17 protein-coding genes and 1 tRNA gene are annotated in these 23,161 nt (G+C 72.9%); 13 read left to right on the forward strand and 5 right to left on the reverse strand.

What is annotated here, in order from left to right; genetic code table 11:
- The first annotated feature begins 193 nt into the window (after nt 1-193).
- Genes AB0D04_RS12220 through AB0D04_RS12240 form a run of 5 tightly spaced genes read left to right on the forward strand, consistent with a single transcriptional unit; the run spans nt 194 to nt 4,084 of the window.
- Nucleotides 194-2,023 (forward strand): ATP-binding protein, encoded by a 1,830-nt coding sequence (locus tag AB0D04_RS12220; protein ID WP_362702118.1) that lies wholly within the window; start codon nt 194-196, stop codon nt 2,021-2,023.
- On the forward strand, nt 2,013-2,462 hold the full coding sequence (locus AB0D04_RS12225) for a roadblock/LC7 domain-containing protein (RefSeq protein ID WP_362702120.1): 450 nt from the start codon (nt 2,013-2,015) through the stop codon (nt 2,460-2,462). Before AB0D04_RS12220 ends, AB0D04_RS12225 begins: the two co-directional genes overlap by 11 nt.
- Nucleotides 2,463-2,464: 2 nt before the next feature.
- Nucleotides 2,465-2,869 (forward strand): DUF742 domain-containing protein, encoded by a 405-nt coding sequence (locus AB0D04_RS12230; RefSeq protein WP_362702122.1) that lies wholly within the window; start codon nt 2,465-2,467, stop codon nt 2,867-2,869.
- Nucleotides 2,847-3,467 carry an ATP/GTP-binding protein gene (locus AB0D04_RS12235; protein WP_362702124.1) on the forward strand — a complete coding sequence of 207 codons (621 nt, stop codon included), beginning with the start codon at nt 2,847-2,849 and terminating at the stop codon, nt 3,465-3,467. The genes AB0D04_RS12230 and AB0D04_RS12235 overlap by 23 nt, the downstream gene beginning before the upstream one ends.
- Nucleotides 3,464-4,084 (forward strand): GAF domain-containing protein, encoded by a 621-nt coding sequence (locus AB0D04_RS12240; RefSeq protein WP_362702126.1) that lies wholly within the window; start codon nt 3,464-3,466, stop codon nt 4,082-4,084. The genes AB0D04_RS12235 and AB0D04_RS12240 overlap by 4 nt, the downstream gene beginning before the upstream one ends.
- Nucleotides 4,085-4,148: 64 nt before the next feature.
- Here AB0D04_RS12240 and AB0D04_RS12245 read toward each other — a convergent pair whose 3' ends face one another.
- Nucleotides 4,149-5,429: an acyl-CoA dehydrogenase family protein gene (locus AB0D04_RS12245; protein ID WP_362702128.1), complete on the reverse strand. Its 1,281-nt coding sequence runs from the start codon at nt 5,427-5,429 to the stop codon at nt 4,149-4,151.
- 301 nt (nt 5,430-5,730) lie between these two features.
- Complete coding sequence (locus AB0D04_RS12250; protein ID WP_362702130.1) at nt 5,731-8,973, reverse strand: amidohydrolase family protein; 3,243 nt, start codon at nt 8,971-8,973, stop codon at nt 5,731-5,733.
- Between the two features lie 180 nt (nt 8,974-9,153).
- On the opposite strand from AB0D04_RS12250, the gene AB0D04_RS12255 reads away from it, so the two are divergent.
- Entirely contained in the window at nt 9,154-10,077 is a 924-nt protein-coding gene (locus tag AB0D04_RS12255; protein WP_362702131.1) for an alpha/beta hydrolase, read from the forward strand.
- 44 nt (nt 10,078-10,121) lie between these two features.
- Here the strand turns inward: AB0D04_RS12255 and AB0D04_RS12260 are convergent, their stop codons facing one another.
- The 3 genes from AB0D04_RS12260 to AB0D04_RS12270 form a co-directional block, all read right to left on the reverse strand.
- The gene (locus tag AB0D04_RS12260; RefSeq protein ID WP_362702133.1) at nt 10,122-11,024 is read right to left on the reverse strand and encodes a transketolase; all 903 of its coding nucleotides are present in this window, start codon (nt 11,022-11,024) and stop codon (nt 10,122-10,124) included.
- A 125-nt stretch (nt 11,025-11,149) separates the two neighbouring features.
- On the reverse strand, nt 11,150-11,860 hold the full coding sequence (locus tag AB0D04_RS12265; protein WP_362702134.1) for a transketolase: 711 nt from the start codon (nt 11,858-11,860) through the stop codon (nt 11,150-11,152).
- A 116-nt stretch (nt 11,861-11,976) separates the two neighbouring features.
- Nucleotides 11,977-12,270 carry a YiaA/YiaB family inner membrane protein gene (locus tag AB0D04_RS12270; RefSeq protein WP_362702136.1) on the reverse strand — a complete coding sequence of 98 codons (294 nt, stop codon included), beginning with the start codon at nt 12,268-12,270 and terminating at the stop codon, nt 11,977-11,979.
- Nucleotides 12,271-12,439: 169 nt separating this feature from the next.
- Here AB0D04_RS12270 and AB0D04_RS12275 point away from each other — a divergent pair.
- The 7 genes from AB0D04_RS12275 to AB0D04_RS12305 all read left to right on the forward strand — a co-directional run bounded on the left by AB0D04_RS12275 (nt 12,440) and on the right by AB0D04_RS12305 (nt 23,146).
- Nucleotides 12,440-12,513, forward strand: a tRNA-Pro gene (locus AB0D04_RS12275).
- A 298-nt stretch (nt 12,514-12,811) separates the two neighbouring features.
- Nucleotides 12,812-15,517, forward strand: coding sequence for a DUF4132 domain-containing protein (locus AB0D04_RS12280; RefSeq protein ID WP_362702138.1), 2,706 nt, complete (start codon nt 12,812-12,814; stop codon nt 15,515-15,517).
- Between the two features lie 205 nt (nt 15,518-15,722).
- Entirely contained in the window at nt 15,723-16,829 is a 1,107-nt protein-coding gene (locus tag AB0D04_RS12285) for an AAA family ATPase (protein ID WP_362702172.1), read from the forward strand.
- A gap of 15 nt (nt 16,830-16,844) precedes the next feature.
- Nucleotides 16,845-19,280, forward strand: a complete 2,436-nt coding sequence (locus AB0D04_RS12290; RefSeq protein ID WP_362702140.1) for a DUF5682 family protein — start codon at nt 16,845-16,847, stop codon at nt 19,278-19,280.
- On the forward strand, nt 19,277-20,467 hold the full coding sequence (locus tag AB0D04_RS12295) for a VWA domain-containing protein (protein WP_362702142.1): 1,191 nt from the start codon (nt 19,277-19,279) through the stop codon (nt 20,465-20,467). Before AB0D04_RS12290 ends, AB0D04_RS12295 begins: the two co-directional genes overlap by 4 nt.
- Nucleotides 20,464-22,464 (forward strand): hypothetical protein, encoded by a 2,001-nt coding sequence (locus AB0D04_RS12300; RefSeq protein ID WP_362702144.1) that lies wholly within the window; start codon nt 20,464-20,466, stop codon nt 22,462-22,464. Before AB0D04_RS12295 ends, AB0D04_RS12300 begins: the two co-directional genes overlap by 4 nt.
- Nucleotides 22,465-22,660: 196 nt before the next feature.
- Nucleotides 22,661-23,146, forward strand: coding sequence for a helix-turn-helix transcriptional regulator (locus AB0D04_RS12305; protein ID WP_362702146.1), 486 nt, complete (start codon nt 22,661-22,663; stop codon nt 23,144-23,146).
- Nucleotides 23,147-23,161 lie beyond the last annotated feature (15 nt).

Consider the following 23,161-nt stretch of genomic DNA (forward strand, 5'->3'; position numbering starts at 1 on the left):
TCGAAGTGGGTCCGAACCCCACCCCGGCAACAACTAGCGTGCATGCTCCGCGAACTGCCAACGGCCGATCCGGAGGGCGCCGATGCCTACCGCATTCCCCCAGGGGACCCAGACGTTCCCGGAGGTTCAGAGGTCCCCAGAGGTTCAGAGTTCCCCTGGGGACCAGCGTTCCCCGGGGAGCGTCCCCGTACCCATGCCCGGGCGACGGCGGGAGCGCGAGGGCGGACGGCACGGCCGGGCCGCGTTCCCCGAGTCGGCCGCCGATTCGGCGATACGGTCCCGCCTGGTCCGGCTCGTCGCGGTGCCCTGCCTGCTCGTCGCCGTCACCTGTACCGGCGTCGCCGCCTTCGCCGTCCAGGCCGGCGGCGCCCACCTCACCGGCCGCGAATGGCCGGTGCTGGCCGGCGGTCTGGTCCTGGTCTGCGTCATCGTGCTCACCGCGGCCGCCACCGCCAACTCCGAGGCCCGCGCCGCCGTCCTGCGCTACGCCCGCCTCCGCGAGGTCTGCGCCCGCAGCCAGTCCGACCTCTACGGCCTGCTGGACCGGGTACGGCAGGGCGAACGCCTGCACCACCGCGAGCCCGAGCCCGCCCCCATCCCCGTGTCCACCGGCGACACCCTCGACCTGCTCGCCCATGAAGTGACCGCCGCCGGACGGGCCGCCGAGGCCGCCGTCGTCGACGCCGTCGCCATCGCCCGCAGCAACGCCACCGGCAGCGAGCAGAAGGTCGAGGTGTTCGTGAACCTCGCCCGGCGCCTGCAGTCCCTCGTCCACCGCGAGATCCTGCTGCTGGACGAGCTGGAGCACCAGGTCGAGGACCCCGATCTGCTCAAGGGGATCTTCCACGTCGACCACCTGGCCACGCGCACCCGACGGCACGCAGAGAACCTCGCCGTCCTCGGCGGTGCCATCTCGCGCCGCCAGTGGACCCGCCCGATCTCCATGATCGAGGTACTGCGGTCCGCCATCGCCGAGGTCGAGCAGTACCCCCGGGTCAAGCTCGTCCCGCCGATCGAGGGCCATCTGCAGGGGCACGCCGTCGCCGACGTCGTCCACCTCCTCGCCGAACTCGTCGAGAACGCCTCCGTCTACTCCGCCCCCCAGACCCCGATCCTGCTGCGCGCCCAACTGGTCACGGCCGGTCTCGCGGTCGAGGTCGAGGACCGGGGCCTGGGCATGGACCTGGACGAGCAGACGCAGATGAACGCGCTGCTGGCCGACCCCGACAATGTCGATGTCGCCGAGCTGTTGAGCGACGGCCGGATCGGCCTCTTCGTCGTCGCCTCGCTCGCCCGGCGGCACGGCATCGTCGTCCAGCTCCAGAGCAACATCTACGGCGGCGTGCAGGCGGTGCTGATCGTGCCCCAGGAACTGCTCGGTGACGAGCCCGCCAAGCCGGACGACCAGGCCGGGAAGGGCGCGGCCGCCAACGGCGCGCCGGACACCACCCTGTCGCGTGAGCGGGACGACCGCTACGCCTACCACGACGCATACGACAGCGACCGGCCCGCCCCGGGCCACAAGAGCCTCGCCTCCGGCCCCGCCCGCGACCTCGCCCTGGAACCCCCGCAGCGGGGCTACGACGACGACCGCTCGGCGATGCCCCCCACCGGCCCTGTGGCCCCCACCGGCCCCGCGCACGCCCGCCCCGACGCCGCCCCCGGCCCCGTCCAGCTGCCACCCGCCCCGCCCGCGGACATGGACAACGGCGCCCGCCCCCGGCTGCCGCGCCGGACCAAGCAGACGCACCTGGTCCCCGAACTCCGCGGCGACCCGATTCTCCCGACTGCCGGCACGGGCCCCGAACGGGAACACGACCCGACCCTGATGGCCACCTTCCAGCGCGGCTTCAGCCTCGGCGACGACACCTACGCGGCCGGTCTTGCCGCCTACCGCAATCGCAACACCACAGGCCAGGGCGGCGACACCAGTGGCCCCGGCGACACCGAGCCGCCTGCAGACCGTGACCACGAGGCCCCGACGGCCCGCCCACGAGGAGACGACCACAACCATGGTGAGTGATGTCCACACGCAGCCGCATCCGCAGCTTGAGGCCCAGCAGCAGGGGGAACTCGCCTGGCTGCTGACCGGACTCGTGCAGCGCGTCCCGCACACCGGCAGCGCGCTCCTGCTGTCCTCCGACGGCCTGGTGAAGGCCGCCCATGGCTTCGACCCGGACAGCGCCGACCACATGGCGGCCCTGGCTTCCGGCCTCTACTCCCTCGCCCGCAGCACCGGAGCGCGCTTCGCCCCGGGCGACAAGGTCCTGCAGGTCGCCGTCGAGCTGGAGTCCAGCTTCCTGTTCGTCTCCGCCGCCGGATCGGGTGCCTGCCTGGCCGTCCTCGCCGGCCGCGACGCCGATGTCGGGGTGCTGTCGTACGAGATGGGGATGCTGGTCAAGAGCGTGCGGCCCTACCTGTCCACCCCGGCCCGCCACCAGACGCCCGCCGGCGGTCGCTGACCATGTCGCTGCGCCGCCGGATGCGGCAAGGCGGCCAGGAGCCGGCGTGGTACGACGACGCCGCGGGCCGGCTCGTCCGGCCGTACACCATCAGCAACGGCCGGACCCGCCCCACTGCGCACTTCGACCTGCTGACGATGGTGATGGCCACCGGACGGCGGCCCGATGCCTGCCAGGGGCCGGACTACACCCAGGTGCTGGGGCTGTGCGGCGGACCGGTCTCGGTCGCCGAGATCGCCGCCCACATACGCCTGCCCGCCGTGGTCACCAAGGTGCTCCTCGCCGACCTCGTCGACTGCGGGGCGCTCACCGCGCGGGCCCCCGCCGCCGTTTCGGCGGGGCCCGCGTCCCGTACCGACCGAGCCCTGCTGGAGGCGGTGCTGAATGGACTTCGCAAACGACTGTGACCCCCCGACCTCCGGGGACCCTGGGCCCGATGTGTTCCCGACCGCGCTCAAGATCCTGGTGGCGGGTGGATTCGGGGTCGGCAAGACGACCTTCGTCGGAGCGGTGAGTGAGATCGAACCGCTCAGTACGGAGGAACTGCTCACCCAGATCGGCATCGGCACCGACGATCTGGAGGGCATCGAGGACAAGAACACCACCACCGTCGCCATGGACTTCGGCCGGATCACCCTGAGTTCCGAGCATGTCCTCTACCTCTTCGGCACGCCGGGCCAGCAGCGCTTCTGGTTCATGTGGGACGAACTGTCCAACGGCGCGCTCGGCGCGGTCATCCTCGCCGACACCCGTCGCCTGGACCAGTGCTTCGCCGCGGTCGACTTCTTCGAGCGGCGCGGTATCCAGTTCATCGTCGCCGTCAACGAGTTCGACGGTTCCTATCACTACGAACCGGACGAGGTCCGCGCCGCCATAGACCTCTCGGCACGGATCCCGGTCGTGCTCTGCGACGCCCGCCAGTGCAGTTCGGCCACCAACATCCTGGTCTCGCTCGTCGAGCATCTGCTCACCCCCGCCCTAGCCGCCACCCCGGAGCTGCCATGAAGCATCCCGTCTCCCGTGTCCCGTACGTCTCCTACGACCCGACGCGACGGCTGCTGCTCACTCCCGAGGACAACGAGGCCCCGGCGCGCGTCGCCCGGCTGCGCGAACTGGGCATCGGCAGCTCCCCGTTGCCCGCGTTCGACGACTTCGCGCGCAAACTGGCCGGTACGACCAGGACGCCGTACGCCATGGTCAACTTCATCGACGAGAAGCGGCAGTACTTCGCCGGGCTCTACGCCCCCGACCTCGACCGGGCCGTCGAGCTGGGACCGGCGCCGCCCAGCGGCCGGCCGGGCCGGGTGATGGACCGTGACCACGGCTACTGCCCGCATGTCGTGGTCCGTCGCAAGGCCCTGGTCCTGGAGGACGTCTGCGACTATCCGCGGTTCGCGGGCAACCCCGTCGTGGACGAGATCGGCATCCGCTCCTACATGGGCGCGCCGCTGATCGACCGTACGGGGATGACGCTGGGCACCGTCTGCGTGGTGGACCTCGAACCGCGCCCGTGGGGGCGGGAGGGGCTGGCGACCATCAAGTCGCTGGCCGCGGAGCTCGTCGGGCAAATCCATCAGATGGAGCAACAGCAGCAGCAGCGGCAGCAGTCCGACGAGTCCTGAACGGGCGGCGGGGCGGCGGGCCGCGGCATCGGTGCCGGTGACCCGACAGCCGCGGCCCGGATGTTCATCTCTGCGGTGCGCACCAGGCGTAACCGTGCCCCGGGTCCCTGCGCTGGCCCGGCACCGTGGCCGGCGCGTCCTCCTCCGGCCGCTCGGCCGGCTCCAGCCGCAGCAGCTCCGCCAGCCGGCTCGACCACTCGCCCTTCACCTGGCCCAGGGCCAGTTCGCCCAGCCGTAGCAGCTGGACGTCGGAGGTCCCGGCCGGCGCGAAGATATGGTGCGCGTCCCGCAGGAACCGCTCCACCGGCCGGTCGGTGAACAGCCCGCACCCGGCATGGATGTCCATCGCGTCCCGCGCCGACTCCAGCGCCGATTCGACATTGACCAGCTTGGCGTTCATCAGCTCCGCGTCACAGGGCAGCCCCTGGTCCAGCAGATCCACGGCGTGATACGCGGACAGCCGGGCCAGCAGCAGCCGGGACTGGATACGCCCCAGCTTGAGCTTGATGTTGCCCAGCTCGGCCAGCGGCTTGCCGTAGCGCTGCCGCTCGGTGCAGAACTGCGAGGTCTCGTCCAGTACCGCCTGATGGATGCCCAGGGACACGGCGGTCAGGTTGGGCCGACCGTACAGCACGCTGGAGGAGTAGGCGACGGACAGTCCGTCGCCCTCGCGGCCCAGCAGATTGGCCGCCGGGACCCGGCAGTTGTCGAGGAACAGCTCGCCGAAGCTGAAGCCGTGCAGGCCCATCGCGGGCTGCTGCTCCCCGACCCGGAACCCGGGGGTGTCGGACTCGACGAGGAATGCGGACAGGCCCTTGGAGCCCTCGCCGGTGCGGACGACCACGCCGTGCAGATCGCCGACATGGCTGTTGCCGACGTAGATCTTGCGGCCGTTGAGGAGATAGTGGTCGCCGTCGCGGACCGCGGTGCTCTCCATGCCCAGGACATGGCCGCCGGACTGCGGTTCGGTCACGGCTATGGTCGGCAGGCAGTCGCCGGATGCGATGGCCGGCAGCCAGGTCTTCTTCTGTTCCTCGTTGCCGAAATGGACGATCTTCGCGACGCCCAGCTGGGACGCCTGCACCATGGCACCCATGGCGGCACTCACCCGCGAAAGCTCCTCGATGATGATGGTCTTGGCCACATGCCCGGCGCCCATCCCGCCGTACGCGCGGTGTACGGTCGCGCCGATCCACCCCTGACGGGCGATCAGGCGTGACAGGTCGTGGCAAACGGAACGGCTCGCCTCCATCTCGGCAATCCGGGGGCGGACCTCGCACTCGGCGAAGCCCCGCACCTGCTGCCGGAGCGCTTCATGTCGCTGGTCGGTGAAATAGCGATGCAAGACGAGCCCCTCCTCCGGGATCCTTCCCGCGCTGGTCGCACCCCGCCTCGGGACGGCACTGGCGATGCCGTCTACCTCGTCGCTTCGGATCGTGATCTGTCGATTACCATGTGCAATACCCGTTGGCATACCTACTGCGCGCCGTGCAAAACATCAACTGATGGGATTCAAGCGAAGAGTTGAAGCGCAAAGTGACTGCGCACAACCCCTCCCGAGCCCCCTCACCGAGAACGGCCGTGGCGCGGTCCCGGGCCGTCCCGGAACCGCGCCACCCCACGCCTCCCCGCCGCGTCCGGGCCGCTCAGTGCCCGGCGTCGCAGCAGGACTCGCGACGCTGCTGCCGGCCCACCTCCAGCCAGTCGACGGCCGCCCGCACCGACCGTTCGGCGGGCGCCGTGGACGGGGCGGGCGCCGGGAAGGAATCCACCAGCTCCCGCCGCGCGAAGACCCGTCCGCCGCGCAGCACCGCCGAGATCCGCACCAGTTCGGCGAAATCGCGGAACGGATCGCCGTCCACCAGCGTCATGTCGCCGAGCTTGCCGACCTCCAGCGTCCCCAGGTCCCGCTCCGCGCCGAACACCTTGGCCGGCAGCGCGGTCGCGGTCCGCAGCGTCCGGCTCACGCTGAGGCCGCCCCGGTGCAGCGCCCGCAGACACAGATGCAGGGACAGCCCGACGGGCGAGAGGGGCTGATCGGTGCCCAGCGCCACCAGCCCACCCCCGTCCAACACCCGCCGGTAGAGGCCGACTTCGGTCCCGATGTCGGCCAGCTGGGCCGGCGTGGGCCGGTGCCCGGCGTTCTCCCGCACAAAGGCGGTGTCCCAGGGCGGCATCAGCCTGCCCACCCGGTCGTCGTCCGCCAGCGACGGATCGTCGCCGAGCAGCGCGGCCGCCGAGAACGGGGTCGCCAGGAGGTGGAAGTCGGTGGCCGCGTAGACCTCCTCGACGTCCTGGTAGGAGTGCGCCGAACCCGAGACGGCGTGGCCGAACTCCAGTCGCTGGGTGGCCTGCAGATGCGTCGTCAGGTCCTGGCCCAGCTGTATGCCCGGGGTCAGCAGATGGCTGCCCGCGCGCACCCCCAGCCGCTGATGCGCAAAGCGCGCGGCCTCCGCCATCACCCAGCCCGGCGCCCGGACATACGTCTTGACGAAGTCCCAGTCCAGGGCCGCCCCCCGGTCCAGCGAACGCCGCAGCCCTGCGCGGGTCCGGTGCGCCCGCCCCATGCTGTACGCGACCCGCCCGCCGTCCAGCAGCTCCCCGCAGGTCAGCAGCCGCGGCCCGGCGAGCACTCCGGCTGCCACGGCCTCCCGGATGCGGGCCTGCTCGTAGGAGAAGCCGCCGCAGGAGACCGCCGTGGTGATCCCGTAAGCCAGCTGCAGCGCCGTCTGCCGCCCGCCGTACGTGGTCTGCCACGGGTGGGTGTGCGCATCCCACAGACCGGGCAGCACGGTCTGCCCGGAGGCGTCCACGGTGCGCGCCGTACCGCGCCGGGCCGGCCGGTGCGGTTCCACCGCCGTGATCCGCCCGTCCCGTACGACCACATCGACGTCCTCGCGGACCTCGTCCCCGGTGCCGTCCCAGAACCGTCCCGCGTGGACGACGGTGTCCCGGGCGCGCGCCCCGCGGTGCTCCAGCGACAGCGGTACGGTCCGCGGCGGGCCCCCGTCCACTCCGATCAGCCGCAGCTTCCCGGCCGAGAGATAGAGGAGGGTGCCCGAGTCCCCGGACCACGACGGATGGTCGGCACTCTCCTCGGTCAGCTGCCGCGGCGCACCGTCCGGTGTGCCGTCGGCCCGTACCGGCAGCACCCACAGCGCGGATTCGGCGACCACCGCCATCCACCGCCCGTCGGGGGACCAGACGGGGCCCGAGTCGTAGCGGTCGGCGATCGAGACATGCTCGGCGAGCGCGTACAGCCGGCTCTTCCCGGTGTCGGTGTCGAGGATCCGGATGACGTTGTAGCCCTCGCGGAAACGGCGGTTGAGGCGATTGCGGTCGCAGTACGCCAGATGGCGGCCGTCGGGCGACCAGCTGGGACGGCCCGGCAGCCCGCCCCCGCCCAGAGGGGTGGCCAGGACTTTCTCCGTACCGTCCGCCAGGGTCCGCACGACAAGATTCCCCGACATGTCGAGCGCGGCCAGCCGCCCGCCGTCCGGCGACAGCGCCGGCAGTACCCGGCCTCCTGTGGCCAGCACCGTCTCCCTGCCGGTGGCGAGCTCGTGGCGGCGCACCGCGAACAGCCCGTCCCGGTCGTCCGCATAGAGCAGCGCACGGCCGTCGCGCGACCAGCTCGGCGCGAGGACGTAGCGGGTGGCCGCGGCCCGGACGATCCGGCGCGGAGTGCCGCCACCCGAAGTGGGCGCGATCCAGAGGGAGTTCAGCGCGGCAAAGGCGACCCGGCGGCCGTCGGGGGACAGTGCGGGCAGATGCACCCCGCGCACCGGCCCCGCCTGGGCCCGCTCGAATCCGTAGTCCTTGACGCGGTAGCGCGGGCGGTCCAGCGGAAGCCTCGCGCGGAACGGGATGGTTTCGGCCCGCTGCGGAGCATCCACCGGGACGATCCGGAACTGGCCGTCGACCGTCAGAAGCAAGGTGTCCCGCGACACCCACCGCGGCGGCACCGGCTCCACATCCCCGTCGATCTCGACCCGCACGCCGTCCACCACCAGGGTGCAGGTCGGGCCCGGATAGTCGGTGGTCCGCAGATACGCCAGCCGCCCGATGGGGGACAGCGCGGGCACCATCACCTGGGCGGCGGCCGTCTCGGTGTGCTCGGTGCGCACCGCACCGCCGCCGTCGGCGGGCACCGACGCCACCGTACGGGAGGCCAGTGCCACGCCGGTGACCTTGCCCCGGACGAAGGCGATCCGGGAACCGTCCGCGGACCAGCAGGGGTCGAAGTCCTCCCAGGCGCCGTCCTGGTGGGGCCCGTCCTGACCGGGCAGCCCGGTCACCCGCGTCAGCCGTTTCGTCGCCACCTCCAGCACCCAGATCCGGTACGGGCCGCCCGCCAGCGGGTCGCCACCGCGCTCCGAGGCGAACGCGATCCGGGTCCCGTCGGGGGACCAGGCGGGGCCGCGGTCGTCCCAGGGGCCGTCGGTCAGCTGCGTCAGGCCGGTGCCGTCGGAGTGCAGCGTCCACAGATGGAAGCCGCCGCCCCGGTAGGCGCAGACGGCGATCCGGCGGCCGTCGGGGGAGTACACCGGGCGGGTGGGCTCCAGATCGGGCGGTGTCAGTGCCACCGCGTCGCCGCCCGCGCGCGGCAGCGACCACAGGACGTTCTGCACCTCGGCGATCAGCCGGTCGCCCGCCGGGGAGAGGCAGGCCGCGCCGTTCGTGGCGGCCGTGAAGGAGAGGGCCGTGGCGGCGGCCCCGGCGTCCTGCGCCCAGGCGGTGGGGGCCCCGGTCCCGGCCAGCCCCGCCATGGCGGCCGCCGTAGCCGTGCCCTGCAGAAATCCGCGGCGGGAAAGCGGCGAAGGGAGGAGAGGTGAGGCGGAGGAAACAGGGTCGCCGGGGGAGTTCTCAAAAGGGTCTGCGGTGTCCAACGGTCCTCCTGCGAAAGGGGGTTGCGGCACAGGCGCCAGGGAAGAACCGGCTGATCGTGTCACGGCGCGCGGGTACGGGGTCAACCGCCGCACGCGCGCCCCCTTGGCGCACCACCGTCCGGAACGGAAGAGTGGGCCCGACGAGATCAGCCATCGCCCCGGCAGTCAGGAGACGACGCCATGCAGGCCTTGCAGCAGGACTTCCACCAGGCCCCCGACGGTGCCCGCATCGCCACGTACACCTGGCTCCCGGAGTCCGGCCGGCCGCGCGCGCTCGTCCAGATCGCCCACGGTGCCGCGGAGCACGGCGGGCGCTACGACCGCTTCGCCCGCTTCCTGACCGGCCACGGCTATGGCGTCATCGCTTCCGACCACCGGGGCCACGGGGCCACCGCACCCTCCACCGGTGGGCGCGGCGCGGTCGGCGAGGACGCCTGGCGGGCGATCGTCGCCGACCTCAAGGGCATCGGCAACCACGCCGCCACCGCCCACCCCGGTGTCCCCCTGGTCCTGCTCGGCCACAGCATGGGCGCGATGCTGGCCCGCGACTACGCCCAGGAGTACGGCGCCGACCTCGCCGGCCTCATCCTCTCCGGCACCTTCCGCACGCTGCCCGGCCTGGACATCGAGGCCGCCGTCGCCGAGCTGGACCAGGAGATCGCCGCGCACGGCCGCACCTACCTCTCGCCCTTCATCCCCCGCAACTTCAGCTCCTTCAACGACGCGTTCCCCCACCGCACCGGCTACGAATGGCTCTCCCGCGACACCGCCGAGGTGGACCGCTACGTGGCCGACGACGACTGCGGCTTCCCCTTCTGCGCGGGCCTCGCCCTCGACTGGGTACAGGCCATCCGCAAGATCAACGACCCCGCGAACCTCGCCCGCATCCCCCGCGGGCTGCCCGTCCACATCGCCGTCGGCGACCAGGATCCCTGCCACCAGGGGATGACCCTGGTCCATGAACTCCTGGAGGACCTGCGCTACGTCGGCACCCGTGACCTGACCTGGAAGGCATACCCGGACGCCCGGCACGAGATCCTCAACGAGACCAACCGGGACGAGGTCCAGGGGGATCTGCTGGCCTGGCTCGACAAGCGCATCTGAGGCGGCCGGCACCGGGCCTCCGCCCCTGCCGCCCCCGCTTGCCCCTACTGCCCCAGGAACCCGGCGATCCGCTCCCGCAGGCTCTGCGGGTCGAGCCCGTGCCCGGCCAGGTGCTCGTCGATCCGGCCGTAGCGGCGCAGCTCCCGGCGGCCGACGCCGAGCCCCAGTACCCGGTGCGGGCGGTCCTCCAGAGCCTCGTTGACGAAGCGGGTCGAGGTTCCGGCGAGATACGGCTCCACGATCGCCACCTTCGCGGCGTCGGCCGCCCCGGTGGCGGCCCGTAGCGTCGCCGCGTCGAAGGGCCGCACGGTCGTCGCGTACAGCACCGTCACGTTCAGCCCCTCGGTCGCGGCGAGGACGGAGTCCAGCATCGGCCCGACGGCCACCACGACGCCGCCGCGCCCCTCGCGAAGGGTCTGGAAGCGGGCCCCGTCCACCGGCCGCGGAGCCTCGTTGACCTGCACGGACAGTCGTACGTACACCTTGTCGTCACCGGCCGCGGCGGCGTGCCGCAGCAGCGTCTCCGCCTCGTCCGGGTGGCCGGGCACATGCACCGTCCAGCCGTCGAGGGTGTCGAGCAGGCCGACATCGCCGGGCGCCATATGGGTGAAGCCGCCGCTGGGCCAGTCGTACGAGCCGCCGGCGCTCACCAGCACACCGCCCACGCCCTGGTGGCCGAAGTCCAGCTTCACCTGCTCGAAGGGGCGCTCCACCAGGAAGCCGGCGAAGGTGTGCAGGACGGGCCGGAGGCCGGTGAGCGCCAGCCCGCCGCCCACCCCGATCAGCAGCTGCTCCCTGATGCCCACATTCACCACCCGGTCCGGATGCCGCCGGGCTGCATCGGCGAATCCGTCCTTGCCGATCTCGGCGAGCACGACCGCGAGCCGCGGGTCCTCGTCGAGCAGCCGCGAGGTGACCGAGGCAAAACGCTCACGCATGGTGTCCATCACTGAACCCTTTCGAAGGATGAAGCGGGGGAGGGGAGGAGGCAGGGGAGAGGGGCAGAGCAGAGGAGGGGGGCAGAGCAGAGGAGGCAGGAGAACGGGCCCGGGCCCGGGCCCGGGGGCACCGGTCAGGCGTCCTTGGGCTCCACGCGGGCGACCACCGCATGCGGGCGGCCCGGGTGCGGCGCGCTGAAGGCCCCGTACAGCGCCTCGTGGTCGCGGCCGTCGACGGTGGCCACGGACCAGCCGGCGGCCCCGAAGCGGGCGGCGATCCCGCCGGGCCGGGCGTGCGAGGCGGAGGAATTGTCGATGACCAGGGTGTGCAGCCGGTCCAGCCCGGTGGCGCCCGCGTACGCCAGTGCCTCGTGGTTGCTTCCCTCGTCCAGCTCGGCGTCGCCGGTCAGCACCCAGACGGCCGGTGCCGTACGGCCCTGGGCCCGCAGTCCGAGGACGGTGCCGACGCCCAGCGGCAGCCCGTGCCCGAGCGAGCCGCTGCCGATCTCCGCGCCGGGCACGAGCTCCCGGTCGGGGTGATGGCCCAGCGGCGAGTCGTACGAGCCGAAGCCCGGCAGCCAGTCGGTGGGGAAGAAGCCCTTGGCGGCCAGCACGGCGTAGTAGGCCATCGGGCCGTGACCCTTGGAGAGCAGAAAGCGGTCCCGGTCGGGGTCCGCGACGGTGGCGGGGGAGACCCGCAGCACCCGGTCGTAGAGCACCCAGAGGGCATCGAGCGTGGAGGTGGCGGCCGGGCCGTGTTTCTCATCGCCCGTCATCAGGCCCATGAGGTGGGGGAGTTGAGCCAATCCGCTCGCGCCGGTTGTCGCGCTGGTTGCGTGCGTCATACGACGAGCGTGCAACCTCAAGTATCCTTGAGGTCAAGCCGGGGGCCGCGGACGCAGTGCCTCGCGAACCCCGGTCGCCGGAATCGGGCCGGGTTCCGGCCTGCCTCGGGCCCGCCTCAGACCTGGCCGGACTTGAAGACGTCCTGCTCGATGAGGATCTTGTCGATCCGGGCCTTGTCCACCCGGTTCGTCACCTCCTCGACCTCCTGCCGGTCACGGACGCACTTGGCCAGCGTGAACGCCGAGGACACCACGAAGACCAGGCCGAGTGCGAGGAACCCGCGCTCCCAGGGTCCGACCGGCAGCCTGATGATCCCGATGGTCAACGCCGCCAGTGACAGCCCGAACGAGATCGCCGCCTGCACGAAGAACGCCGTGGTCGTCGGCCGCTGAATCGATGGAGTAGTCATGCGCGTAGCGTGGCGGCGCCGTGACGCAGGCGCATGAGTACGGGTACTCATCTGCGCCGCCCGGCCGTCCGGTCCGCCGCGCCGGAATATGGCGGCGCCCACCCTCTGACATGGGGTATTGTTCTCGTGCACGGTCGGTCCGGGGATGTACCCGGCCAGGACGGGCAAACGGGACGTGGCGCAGCTTGGTAGCGCACTTGACTGGGGGTCAAGGGGTCGCAGGTTCAAATCCTGTCGTCCCGACGGACAGATAAGGTTCGTCGGTTTTCGGGAAGATCCCGAGCCGACGGGCCTTTTCTCATGCCGCGGGCAGCCCCGTGCTCGCCCCTGTTTCCACCACCGCCCCGTTTCCACCACCGCCCCGTTTTCGCACGCCGGGCGCCCCCTCCCTCCGATCCTGTCGCCGCCGTACGGCCACGACCGGTACGCCCGCGTCCGTCAGCCCTGCTCCGGCGGCCCTGCCTCTCCCCCGCGGGGCGTTGTCAGACCCCCCAACTAGTCTTGGTTCCCACGATGTTGATGTTCAACGGGGAGGCAGGAAATGGACCGGTCGGAGCGGGGGAGCGACGTCGGGGGCGGGGCTGTGGACGCGGAGACGTTCGTCGTTCCCGAGGCGTGGCGGGAGCGGGTCCATGTGCGGCGCGGGGGGATTGCCGGGCCGCCGGTCGAGATCGACACCCGTGCGGCGGGGGCCATCCGGCGCAGGCTGGCGAAGGTCCGGGGCGACCTGGACGGGGTGCTGGAGCACGCGTCGAGCGACAAGGAGATGGCGGACGCGGCGCGCGCCCATCTGAACGGTGAGCCGGACCCGTTGGGTGCGGCCGTGGTCGCGGCGATCGTCTGGTCGATGTCGGGGTGGGACGAGGAGAAGTGCGAGGGCTTCACGGATGCCTGGGCGGCGCAGCACGGGCTGCCGTTCGCCGCTGTGGCGACCGCGGAGCTCAGCCGCGTCCTCGTCCTGACACGGGAGAAGAAGCCGACCTTCGACGGCTGGGTAACGGTCCTCGGCGATGACAACTCGGCCTCCGGCTTCGAGGACATCGAGGGAGCCGCGCGCCGGACGCGGGAGCTGCTGGCGGCCGCCGACGAGACGGAGCACGAGCAGATTGTCGCGGCGCTGGCGGACCATCGCCTGACCCAGTATCAGCGGGTGGTGGTCTCCTACCTGGTGCCGACCCGGGGGGACTGGGCGGACGAGTTGGTGGCCACCCCGTTGACCGCGAATTATGCGCGGCGCTCGCACCTGCTGGTGTGTGCGCTCGGCTCGGGGGAGCAGCTCGCGCTGCTGCGGGAGCGGCAGAGCGAGGCCTGGCTGCAGATTCCGCCGGTGGCGCAGACGGTGGCCGAAGGGGTCGGCCCCGCGCTGGTGCCGACGCTGGTCGCGCTGCTCGACGAGAACCGCGTGCACGTTCCCTGGGACCTCAACCACGTGTACGGGGCGCTGGCCGCCATGCCCGGTGACGAGGCGTTCGGTGCGCTCGCCTCCCGGCTCGGGCGGCCGGGCGTCCATGCGGCCGTACTGGAAGCGAAGCAGCGGTTCCCGGTGCGGACGCTGCGGCTGCTGGCCGGCGCGGCCACCGGCGCGTCCCGTAGGGCGCGGATGGCCGGACGGCTGCTGCGGGAACACCTCAAGGCCCACCCCACGCTCGTCGAGGACGTCGTACCGACCCTCTCCGACCAGGACCGCAAGGCGATCGGGACGGCGCTGCGGGCGCGGGAATGGGTGGCGGAGGCCGCGCCGGACGCGCTGCCCGGCGTGCTGGTGGACCCGCCCCGGGGGCGCGGGGGCGAGGCCGGTGCGGAGCCCGTCCCGGGCGACGAGATCGATGTCCATCTGCTGCCGCAGGTGCTGGTGCGCGGGAGCCGCCAAGCGCTGCCGGTGTCGGCCGTCCGGCACCTGGTGCGGATGCTCGCCCTGGCCAAGCCCGGTGAGGAGGGCCCGGCGGGGGAGGCGTATGCGGGCATCGACGTCGTCAAGGAGCTGTGCGAACCGGCGTCGCTGGACGAGTTCGTCTGGGCGCTGTTCCGGCAGTCGGCCCAGGAACCGGCCTGGGCGCCGGCCGCGCTGGAACGGCTCGGCGGCGACGAGACGGCCCGCGAGCTCACCCATCTCATCCGCGCCTGGCCGCGGCGGGGCCACTACCGCAAGGCCATGGCCGGGGTGGATGTGCTGGCCGCCATCGGGAACGACGTCGCGCTGATGCATCTGAGCGGGATCGCCCAACGGACCAAGCACAGCAGTGTCAAGAAGACGGCCTGGGAGCACCTCGAACGGCTTGCCGGCGAGCGTGGGCTGACCGCGGAGCAGTTCGCCGAGCGGCTGGTGCCCGGCTTCGGGCTGGAGCAGAACGGCAGCCTGGTCCTCGACTACGGCAGGCGCCGGTTCACCGCCGGCTTCGACGAGCAGCTGCGGCCCTGCGTCACCGACGAGGACGGCAAGCGGCGCAAGAACCTCCCCCGGCCCGGCGTGCGCGACGACCAGGTCCTCGGGCCGCTGGCGCACCGGCGGTTCACGGGGCTGAAGAAGGACGTACGGGTGGTCGCCGCCGACCAGATCCGGCGTATGGAGCGGGCGATGGTCAGCCAGCACCGCTGGTCGCTGGCCGAATTCCGCGCGGCCTTCGCCGATCATCCGCTGCTGTGGCACCTCGCCCGGCGGGTGGTGTGGACCGGCGAGTACGGCGAGGTCCGCCGCGACTTCCGCCTGGCGGAGGACCGTACCCTCGCCGACGTCGACGACGAGACGCTGGCCCTGCCGGATGCGGCGACGGTCGGCATCGTCCACCCCGTTCATCTGGCCGCCGTGCACAACTGGGCGGAGGTGTTCGCCGATTACGAGATCCTCCAGCCCTTCGCCCAGCTCGACCGGCCCGTCCATGAGCTGACCGACGACGAGCGGGACGGCCCGGCACTCCAGCGCTTTCACGACATCACCGTGCCCACGGGCAAGGTCCTCGGCCTGGAAAAGCGGGGCTGGCAACGGGCCGCGCCCCGGGACGGCGGTGTCCAGCCGTGGATCTCCCGGGAGATACCCGGCAACCGCGCCGTGGTGGTCGCGCTGAACCCCGGCATCGTGGTCCGGGCGCCCTATGAACGGCCCGAGCAGACCATCACCAGCGTCCACCTCCGCGACCTCGCCACCGGCTCGCGGCGCGGGAGGGCTCGCGGCGCACTGCGCTTCGCCGGCCTCGACCAGGTGACCGTCAGCGAACTGCTCACCGACCTCATCGACCTGACCGCGACCTGACCGCGAACTCACTGCGGCCTGACGGCGGCCTGACCGCGAACTCACTGCGACCTGACCGCAAACCCACTACGACTGGCCGCGACCTGACCGCGCCGACCTGACCGCGCCGACCTGGCCACGTCGACCTGGCCTCGAACCGGCCGCGCCAACCTCCTGAACCGTGAGGCATCACATCGTGACACCACCACCCGATTCCGCGCCGAGGGTGCCCGCGGCGACCGCGACCCCGCAGCGGCCGCCCGCCGAAGTCCGGTTCGCGGACGAACTGGCCCGGCTCCGCGACACCGACGACGGTCACCGGCCGCCCGGCTGGGCCCTCAGCCTGGATGCCGCCCGGCGGTTCATCGCCGGGGACGACAAGCGCGGCATCAGCCGCAAGTTCGTGGGCGACCCCGCCCTGGTCGACCGCGCGCTGGTCACCCTGGCGACCAGCCGCGGTCTCATGCTGGTCGGCGAGCCGGGCACGGCCAAGTCGCTGCTGTCGGAGCTGATCGCGGCCGCCGTCAGCGGCGAGTCCACCCTCACCGTCCAGGGCGGCGCGGCCACCACCGAGGATCAGATCAAGTACTCCTGGAACTATGCCCTGTTGGTGTCCGAGGGGCCCTCCCTGCGGTCCCTGGTACCCGCGCCGATGCTGCGCGGAATGACCGACGGCAAGATCGTCCGGTTCGAGGAGATCACCCGCTGCCCGCTCGAGGTCCAGGACTCGATGCTCTCGCTGCTGTCCGAGCGGGCGCTCGCCATCCCCGAACTGACCGGCGCCGACGGCATGGTGTTCGCCGCCGAGGGATTCAACGTCATCGCGACCGCCAACACCCGGGACCGCGGCGTGAACGAGATGAGCGCCGCCCTCAAGCGCCGCTTCAACTTCGAGACCGTGTTCCCCATCGCCGACCTGGCCACCGAACTCGACCTGGTCGAGCAGGAGGCCAACACCCTGCTGCGGCGCTCCGGGGTGGCGGTACCCGCGCCCCGGGACGTACTGGAGGTGCTGGTCACCGCGTTCCGCGAACTGCGCACCGGCGGCGGGGAGACGGGACACGGCGCTGGGGCGACGGACCGGCTCTCGACGGTGATGAGCACCGCCGAGGCGGTGTCGGTCGCGCACGCCGTCGGGCTGCGCGGCTGGTATCTGCGGGGCGAGGCGGGCACGCCCGCCGACATCGTGGAGTGCCTGGCGGGCACGGCGGCGAAGGACAACGCCGAGGACCTCGCCCGGCTGCGCCGCTATCTCGAGCAGCGGGTGCCGCGCAAGAAGGGCGAGCAGTGGCAGGCCCTGCACCGCGCCCGGCACCTCCTGCCGGAGCGGTGAGGGGGTGACGGCCACGTGAGCGCCACGTTCGTCGGGGTCCGCCATCACAGCCCGGCCTGCGCCCGGTTGGTGGCCTCCACCATCGCCACGCTGCGCCCCGCGTTCGTCCTGGTGGAAGGGCCCGCCGACGTCAACGACCGGATCGACGAGCTGCTGCTCGGCCATGAACTGCCGATCGCGGTCTTCAGCTCCTACCGGGACGGCGAGCGGTACCAGAATTCCTGGGCGCCGATGTGTGCGTACTCCCCGGAGTGGGTGGCGCTCACCGAGGGCCGGGCGAGCGGCGCCGAGGTGCGGTTCATCGACCTGCCCGCCTGGCACCCGGCGTTCGCGCGGCGCCGCAACCGCTATGCCGACGCGGACCGTTGGGGTGCCGAGGCGGTCGCCCACCTCGGCAGGACCTTCGCGATCGACAACGAGGACGTCCTGTGGGACCACCTCTTCGAGGCCGACGGGGAACGGGGCGGCGAGGAGGGCGAGGAGAAGGGGCTTGCGGAGCGGCTGTCGGCGTACTTCGACCTGATCCGCGGGGAGCAGCGTGCGGGGGAGGACGACGAGGCCCGCGAGGCGTACATGGCGCGATGGGTCAGGGCGGCGGTCGCCGAGGCCGGTGACCGGCCGGTCGTGGTGGTCACCGGCGGCTTCCACCAGCCCGCCCTGCGCGCCCTGTGTGACCGGGAGGCGGCGGACAACGACTGGCCCGAGGTGCCGCGGCCGCCCGATGACGCGGTGGCGTCCAGTTTCCTCGTGCCGTACTCCTTCCGGCGCCTGGACGCCTTCACCGGCTACCAGTCGGGCATGCCGTCGCCGGAGTACTACCAGCGGCTGTGGGACGGCGGAGCGCAGGCCGCCGCCGACGGACTGGCCGAGGAATCCGTGACGCGGCTGCGGCGGCGCGGGCAGGCGGTGTCCACGGCGGATCTCATCGCGGCACGCGCCATGACCGAGGGCCTGGCCCGGTTGCGCGGCCATCGCACCCCGTCCCGTACGGATGTGCTGGACGGCCTGGCAGGGACGCTGGTCTCGGACGATCTCGGGCAGCGGCTGCCGTGGTCCGCGCGCGGCCCGCTGGCCCCGGACGCCCACCCCGTCGTGGCGGAGCTGACGGCGACGTTCAGCGGCGACCGGGTCGGCCGGCTCCACCCGGACACCCCGGCGCCGCCGCTGGTCCACGACGCCACCGCGCAGCTCGAACGCCTCGGGCTCGATCCCAGCGGGACCTCGGCCCTGACCCTGGACCTCGCCGACGACCGGAGCCTGCGCCGCAGCCGCGTACTGCACCGGCTGCGGGTGCTCGACATTCCGGGATACCTGCGGCAGTCGGGGCCGGACTCCGGAGCCGACCTCGTCCTGAACGAGCGATGGCAGCTGTCCCCGGCCGACCGCCGGCTGCCCCGGCTGATCGAGGCGGGGGCCTACGGCGCCACCTTGCGCGACGCCGCGGCGGCGCTGTTGCGGGAGCGGATCACCCTCGTGGGCGGCGACGCCGGGCTGCTTGCCCAGGTGCTGTTCGACGCCGCGCTCTGTGGGCTCGCCGAGCTCGCCGAGGGCACGGTCGAGGCCATCGGTGCCGGGGTCGCGCAGGCGGTGGACCTGGGCGAACTCGGCAGGGCGCTGGCCAGCGTGCTCGGCCTGTGGCGGCACGACCGCCTCCTGGGCGTGGCCAGGAGCCCGCTGCTCGGCGCCGTCATCGGCGCCGCCGTCACCCGGATCCTGTGGCTGGCCGAGGGGGTGCACGGCGGCCCCGCCCCCGCCGACCGGGCCAGGCTCTCCGCGCTGGCGGCGGTGCGGGACGCGCTGGTGTACGCCGGGCAGCAGCTCGGCCTGGACCGGGCGCCGGTCCTGGCCACCGCGCGCCGGATCAGCGCGGACACCACGGCGCCGCCCGATCTGCGCGGCGCCGCGTTCGGACTGTGCTGGTCCCTGGACGGCGACGGCACACCAGGCACGGAAGGGAACGGCGCCGGCGACGGCAACGGCGTAGGCAAGGCCGCCGACGGCAACCAGGCCGACCACGGCCACGGCCCTGGCGTCGACCCCGGCAGGGCGATCGCCGGGACGGCCGCCGGCCCCGCCGTGCTCGGTGACTGGCTCTCCGGGCTGTTCGCGCTGGCCAGGGCCGAGGTGCTGGTCGGCGGCGGCCAGAGCGTCCTGGGGGTGCTCGACACCGTGGTCGCCGCCATGACCGGGGACGAGTTCCTGGTGGCGCTGCCCGCCCTCCGCCAGGCGTTCGCGTACTTCCCGCCCCGCGAACGCGAGACGATCGCCCGCGGGCTGCTGGACCGCCGGGGGCTGCGTGGCTCGCCCAGGGCGCTGACCCGGACGGCGGCCGACCCCCTGGTGGCCGCCGAGGCCATGGCGCTGGAGGACCGCGTCACCCGCCTCCTGGCCAGAGAAGGGCTCGGCCCGGCCGCGGCCGCCAACTCACCCGCAGCAAAGGGGACATCATGACTGCACCGGACCCGGAGCTCGAACGCTGGCGTCTGATTCTCGGGGCCCCGGCCGAGCGCCGTACGGGTGCGCCGAAGGGCGAGGACACCGAGCGCGACGCCGCGCTGGAGTGGCTCTACGGCCGCGACCCGGACCTGGCCCGACGGCAGATACGGATCGGCGGGGTCCGCGGCGCCGACGGAACTGCCGGAGCCGACGGAACCGCCGGCGCGGCCGACCGGGATCGGGACGGCGGTTCCGGGCCCTCCGTGCTCACCACCGTGGAGTGGCTCGACAACATCCACCGCCTGTTCCCCAAGGAGACCATCGAACGGCTGGAGCGGGACGCCGTCGAGACCTACGGAATCCAGGAGGTGGTCACCGACCCGGACGTCCTGGCCCGTATCGAGCCCAACGCCACGCTGCTGCGCGCGGTACTGCGCACCAAGCACCTGATGAACCCTCAGGTGCTCGCGCTTGCCCGGCGTATCGTCGAAGCGGTGGTCCGCGATCTGATGGAGCGCCTCCGGCCCGAGATCCGGCAGGCGTTCTCCGGCACCCGAGCGCGCCGGCCGAGCCGTTTCCGGCAGGCCCGTAACTTCGACTTCCACGCCACGATCCGGGCCAACCTCGCCCACTACGACCCCGTCTCCCGCCGCGTGGCCATCGAGACCCCCCGGTTCTTCTCCCGGACCCGGCGCCATGTCGAGCAGTGGCAGCTGATCCTCCTGGTGGACCAGTCCGCCTCGATGGCGTCCTCGGTGATCCACTCCGCGGTGACCGCCGCCTGCCTGTGGGGCCTGCCGGGGCTGCGCACCCACCTCGTCACCTTCGACACCGGCGTGGTGGACCTCACCCAGGACGTCACCGACCCGGTGGAGCTGCTGATGACCACCCAGTTGGGCGGCGGCACGGACATCGCCAGGGCGGTCGCGTACGGCGCCTCGCTCATCGACACCCCGCGCCGGTCGATCGTGGCGGTGGTCACCGACTTCTACGAGGGCGGGGACGAGCAGTGGCTGGTCCGTACGGTGCGGGAGCTGGCACAGCAGGGCACGCAGGTGCTCGGGCTCGCCGCGCTGGACGAGGAGGCGAACCCCGACTACGACCGCCGCCTGGCGCAGCGGCTGGCGGACGCCGGCGCCCATGTCGGCGCCATGACCCCCGGGCAGTTGGCGGCGTTCGTCGCGGAAAGGCTGGGCCGATGACCCGCGACGACCTCCTCACCCTCACCCCGGACGCACTCGCCGCGCTCGCCAACCGCGGCCTGGTCAAACGCGCCGCCAAGGCCCTCGACGCCGGAACGGCACCGGCCATCGAGGTCGGCGAGGACGGGACCGTACACGGCCGGTTCGACGACGGTGTGACCGCCGCGCTGCCCCTGGACGCCGATCTCCAGACGGCGTCCTGCACCTGCGCGGCGCCCGGAGTCTGCCGGCACCGCATCGGCCTCGTCCTCGCCTACCAGCGGCAGTTCGCCCGGCCGACGGCCGACGAGGACTCCGCGCCCTTCACCCCCTGGTCGCCGGGCGCCGTCGACGACGACACCCTGACCGCCCTGTACGGCGCGCCCGCCCTCGCCGCCGCCCGCCGCACCCTCACCTCCGGGTTTCCGGCACGGCTGGTCCGCGCCACGCCCGCCGACCCCGTGGCGCGCGCCGAACTGCGCTCCTGCACGGTCCGCTTCCTGGTCCCCGGCGAGGTCCGCTACGCCCACACCGACGCCGCCGACGCCGCCCGGCACGAGATGATCGTCCTCGCGGTGTGGGCATTCCGGGCGGCGGACGAACGCGGCCTGGACGCCGGCGATGTCCCACTCGACGTCGGCGGCGCCCCGCAGGACCCCGCCGCTCCCGGCACCGACCCCGGTCTGGCAGCGGTGCTCGCCCTCGTCGACGATCTGCTGCTCGACGGCGCCCGGCACGCCGGCGCCGTGGCGACGGCCTCGCTCCGCCGCGCCGCCCGCGACCTGGACGGCCAGGGCCTGCGCTGGCCGGCCGCCGCCCTGACCGACCTCGTGGCGCAGCTGGACGCCTACCGCGACCGCACCACCGGCCACCGCCCCGAGCGCCTCGCGGAGCTGCTCACCGAGCTCCACGCCCGGCACCGGGCGACGGTCAACGGCGGCGCCGGCCCCCGCTCCCGGGTCCTGGGCAGCGACGAGCCCGTCGAAACGCCGCTGCGCCGGGTCCGCCTCACCGGCCTGGGCTGCCGGATCGGCGGCACCGACACCGAGCGCACCGCTGAGGTGTTCTTCGCGCACCCCGACAGCGGCACGGTCCTGGTGCTCCGCAAGCGCTGGCCGGTCCCCGAGCCGGCGGACGCGCCCCTGACCGGCGCCCAGCTCGCCACCCGCAGGCTCGGCGGCACACCGCTGCGCACCCTGGCCACCGGGCAGGTGGTGAGCGAATCCGCGGCCCGCAGCGCGAGCCGGGTCGTGCGCCTGGCATCCAGCAGGGTCGCCAGGACCCGCGTCACCCCACTGGGCGGCACCCGGCCCTGGGAGAGCCTGCCCGCCTCCGTAACGGCCCCCGACCTCGCAACGCTGGAGCGCCAACTGGCCGCACTGCCCCCGAGGTTGATACGCCCCCGAGTCGAGGCCGAGCTGGTGCGGGCGGTGCCCGTCGCCGAGGTACGGGCCATCGGCTATGACCCCGGTGACCAGCGCCTCGACGCCGTCATCGCGGACGCCGACGGTAGGACGGCGCTGGTCTCCGCCACCTACGACGGCGCCCGCCCGGCGGCGCTGGACTGCCTGGCCGCCGCCCTGGACGGCGAGTTCGGCACACCCCGCTACCTCAGCGGCCCGGTCCGCCGCGCCGGAGGCCGCATCACGATCAGCCCCCTCGCCGTACTCACCGACGACGGCCCCGTCCTCCCCGACCTCGCACCCGGCACCGGCGATACGGACCTCGCCGCCGCCCCCGAGGACGGGCAGGACCCGCCCGCCCCTCTGGACGACGCCCTGCGCGCCGCACTCACCGCCTGCGCCGACGCCGCCCACCACGGGCTGCGCCATGTCCCGGCCGGCGTCCGCCGTCGCCTCGGCGACGCGGCGGCCGGCCTCGCCACCGTCGGCCTGCACACCGCAGCGGGCCATGTCACCGCGCTGTCCAAGGCCCTGACCGACGACAGCCCCGAAGGGATGGTCGCCACCTGGGTCGAGGCCCAGATACGCCTGCTCACCACCGCGGAACTCTGCTGAGGTGACCGGTCCCGGATGCGCTGGGTGAACTCAACTCCCGGTTAAGTCGGCAGCCCTCACTGTCCGTAAGTGGACTGGTGCGGCGCGTTCCTCCCATGAAAGGATGAGAGGAGAAGTTCCGGCGTCCTTAACTGCTCGTTGGGCCAGGCCTGTCGGGCGCCATGCGGGACCCGGAGAAGTCCGAAGGACGGTGGGCATGACAGTGGGGGGCGACGGCCGGTCCAAGGGGGCGAGCGGCACGCTCGCGGAACGGCTCAACCATCTCTTCGCGCATATGCACCCGGCCGGGGCCCCGTACACCAACGCCTTTGTGGCCGACGAGATCAGCGGCGCGGCGGAGTACGGCGGGGTCAAGGTCACCGAGCAGTATCTGTCGATGCTGCGCAACGGCCGGCGCACCAACCCCGGCCCGGAACTGCTGCGCGCACTGGCGAAGTTCTTTGCCGTACCGGTCGGTTATCTGCTGGGCGACCTCTCGCAGCCGCAGGCCGCGCGGGTGGAGGAGGAGGTCCGCTTCCTGGCAGCCATGCGCGACCAGCGGGTACGGGCCATCGCGCTGCGCTCCGTCGGGCTGCCGCCGGAGGTGCAGGACAGCCTGACGACGATCATTTCCCAGTTCCGGCAACAGATGGACCTGCCGGCCGAGCCGCCGGGCCAGGACGGTGAGCCGCGTGCGGAGTGATCCGGCGGGGAGCGG

The organism is Streptomyces sp. NPDC048483 (assembly GCF_040651455.1).
In the GTDB taxonomy this organism is placed as follows: Bacteria; Actinomycetota; Actinomycetes; order Streptomycetales; family Streptomycetaceae; genus Streptomyces.

What these genes read in the sequence shown, in the direction of transcription:
- AB0D04_RS12240 (WP_362702126.1), top strand. Translation starts at nt 3,464, where the DNA reads ATGAAGCATCCCGTCTCCCGTGTCCCGTACGTCTCCTACGACCCGACG.
- AB0D04_RS12295 (WP_362702142.1), top strand. Translation starts at nt 19,277, where the DNA reads ATGACTGCACCGGACCCGGAGCTCGAACGCTGGCGTCTGATTCTCGGG.
- AB0D04_RS12300 (WP_362702144.1), top strand. Translation starts at nt 20,464, where the DNA reads ATGACCCGCGACGACCTCCTCACCCTCACCCCGGACGCACTCGCCGCG.
- AB0D04_RS12225 (WP_362702120.1), top strand. Translation starts at nt 2,013, where the DNA reads ATGGTGAGTGATGTCCACACGCAGCCGCATCCGCAGCTTGAGGCCCAG.
- AB0D04_RS12280 (WP_362702138.1), top strand. Translation starts at nt 12,812, where the DNA reads ATGGACCGGTCGGAGCGGGGGAGCGACGTCGGGGGCGGGGCTGTGGAC.
- AB0D04_RS12270 (WP_362702136.1), bottom strand. Translation starts at nt 12,270, where the DNA reads ATGACTACTCCATCGATTCAGCGGCCGACGACCACGGCGTTCTTCGTG.
- AB0D04_RS12265 (WP_362702134.1), bottom strand. Translation starts at nt 11,860, where the DNA reads ATGACGCACGCAACCAGCGCGACAACCGGCGCGAGCGGATTGGCTCAA.
- AB0D04_RS12230 (WP_362702122.1), top strand. Translation starts at nt 2,465, where the DNA reads ATGTCGCTGCGCCGCCGGATGCGGCAAGGCGGCCAGGAGCCGGCGTGG.
- AB0D04_RS12305 (WP_362702146.1), top strand. Translation starts at nt 22,661, where the DNA reads ATGACAGTGGGGGGCGACGGCCGGTCCAAGGGGGCGAGCGGCACGCTC.
- AB0D04_RS12220 (WP_362702118.1), top strand. Translation starts at nt 194, where the DNA reads ATGCCCGGGCGACGGCGGGAGCGCGAGGGCGGACGGCACGGCCGGGCC.
- AB0D04_RS12255 (WP_362702131.1), top strand. Translation starts at nt 9,154, where the DNA reads ATGCAGGCCTTGCAGCAGGACTTCCACCAGGCCCCCGACGGTGCCCGC.
- AB0D04_RS12260 (WP_362702133.1), bottom strand. Translation starts at nt 11,024, where the DNA reads ATGGACACCATGCGTGAGCGTTTTGCCTCGGTCACCTCGCGGCTGCTC.
- AB0D04_RS12235 (WP_362702124.1), top strand. Translation starts at nt 2,847, where the DNA reads ATGGACTTCGCAAACGACTGTGACCCCCCGACCTCCGGGGACCCTGGG.